2 protein-coding genes are annotated in these 1,657 nt (G+C 67.5%); both read left to right on the top strand.

Annotated features, from left to right (window positions below; translation table 11 throughout):
• Nucleotides 1-1,061: 1,061 nt before the first annotated feature.
• Nucleotides 1,062-1,295, top strand: coding sequence for a hypothetical protein (locus LHA35_RS28170; protein ID WP_226615038.1), 234 nt, complete (start codon nucleotides 1,062-1,064; stop codon nucleotides 1,293-1,295).
• Nucleotides 1,296-1,310: 15 nt separating this feature from the next.
• A complete protein-coding gene (locus LHA35_RS28165; RefSeq protein ID WP_226615029.1) occupies nucleotides 1,311-1,577 on the top strand; it encodes a hemerythrin domain-containing protein in 267 nt (88 codons plus the stop codon).
• Nucleotides 1,578-1,657 lie beyond the last annotated feature (80 nt).

Genomic DNA, 1,657 nt, shown 5'->3' with positions numbered 1-1,657 from the left:
GTGCCGGCCGGTTACTCACGACAAAGACATCTTTATCATGAACCAACGCCCGTCACCGGCGCGCACGGCCCTGCTCAGGGCCTTACCGTAAATCTCCGCACGGATACTGCCAGCGGGCCCAGGTCAGCGACAGGAGGTTCGCAGCGTGATCGGGGATGGGGCTCTCCGATCATCTCTGGCCTCCGTATTGGCCACCCCGTCCTCGTGCGGCCTTTCCCTTGTCCGCAGCTGTGGGGACCGACAAAAAGCGCCGGTGCCATCAGAATGGCACCGGCCAAGTTTGGACAACGGGAACGGAGTGTGAGCCGAAAGCTCCACCCGATTATGCACAATCACGACTCGCAGAGATGTGAAATCTCCGCAAGCCGTTGCCAGAGCGCGCCGCTCCAGGTGAAGGCTCCTCGCCGCCTCTCGCCTATTTGCGCTTGAGGAGCCTCTGCCAACTTACCCCGGCGGGGCGGGCCAGGAGCGCTCTTCTCCCCGACCATCTCACCTCCACCCCGACGGCAGGCTCTCTGACCTGCCTCCCCCGCAGCTGCTCCAGCAGCGCAAGGAAACCCATCCCTGCCACCGCGGCCAGTTCACCATTCAAGCCAGTCCAGCAGGAGACCGACACTGGCGCCGAGCAGGCCGGCCGCAAGGATGCTCAGGAAGGCTTGGAGGAGGAACCGCCGACGGGAGGTCGGAGAGCGGGTGGGAGCTAACGCCACAGGATCCACCGCAGGGAAAGCGAGGCGGTTGACAAAGGAGAAGGGCAAGCCCCAGCCGGCTTGCCCTTCCCTCAGGCACGTCGCACCGCATTGCCGCAGACAGCACCGGACCACTGCTGCGGCAGAGGCATCAGAGCACAGCCTGACCTGTGCGATCCTGCAACTACCACGTGAGGACCAAACCCGTGAACTGCCCGGCTGGAGCGGTGGTCAGAGGCAGCAAAGGAGGCACTCAGCGCCAGCGCGCCAGCGCGCCAGGCCCAGGGCTGGACATGGACGGTCACCGAGCCCGCTCGATGGGTGGCATCCCTGCCAGCCAGTCAGGCGTTGCGCCCCGGGAGGGAAGCCGGGATGACAATCGCTGACATGCTCCGGAAGCTGCGGCAGTCCCTCGTCACGCGGCGGGGGCAGCTCATTGCCGCGCTGATGCAGCGGTCCGCCTCGCCCGAGCTGGAGCACGGCCTCGTCCGGATCCAGCGCCGGATTGCGGCGGTCCGCGCGGCGCTGGCGCGCGACACTGCGGCCGGGGCTCGGCAGGCCGCGCTCACCCGCGCACGGGCCGAGCGCCAGCGCCTGAGGTGGTGATCCTTCTCCACGACGGTGTCGAACTGTCAGGTGCTCTTCTCCCTCATGCGCCGCGGCGGCCACCCGATGATCGGCCAGCCCATCGCCATGATGCGGCACGAGCATGACAACCACGGCGAGAACCTGCGCGCGCTCGAGGCGCTGACCGATGGCGGCCTGCCGCCGGCCGGCGCCTGCAACACCTGGCGCGCCCTCTATACCGGCGCGCACAAGCTCACGGACGACCTGATGGAGCACATCCACCTAGAGAACAACGTCCTGTTCCCGCGCTTCGGGGCCTGACCATGTCGCAGGCCATCCCGATCGGCGTCGTCACCGTCTCCGACCGCGCCAGCCGCGGCGAGTACGAAGACAAGGGCGGG

Origin of the sequence: Roseicella aerolata (genome assembly GCF_020523605.1) — a bacterium.
Classification (GTDB): Bacteria; Pseudomonadota; Alphaproteobacteria; order Acetobacterales; family Acetobacteraceae; genus Paracraurococcus; species Paracraurococcus aerolatus.
The sequence above is the reverse complement of the archived record's forward strand: the minus strand, read 5'-3'. Positions and strand labels throughout refer to the sequence as shown.

Bases quoted from the DNA above. Each gene is read 5' to 3' on its own strand.
- LHA35_RS28170 (WP_226615038.1), top strand. From the start codon at position 1,062: ATGACAATCGCTGACATGCTCCGGAAGCTGCGGCAGTCCCTCGTCACG.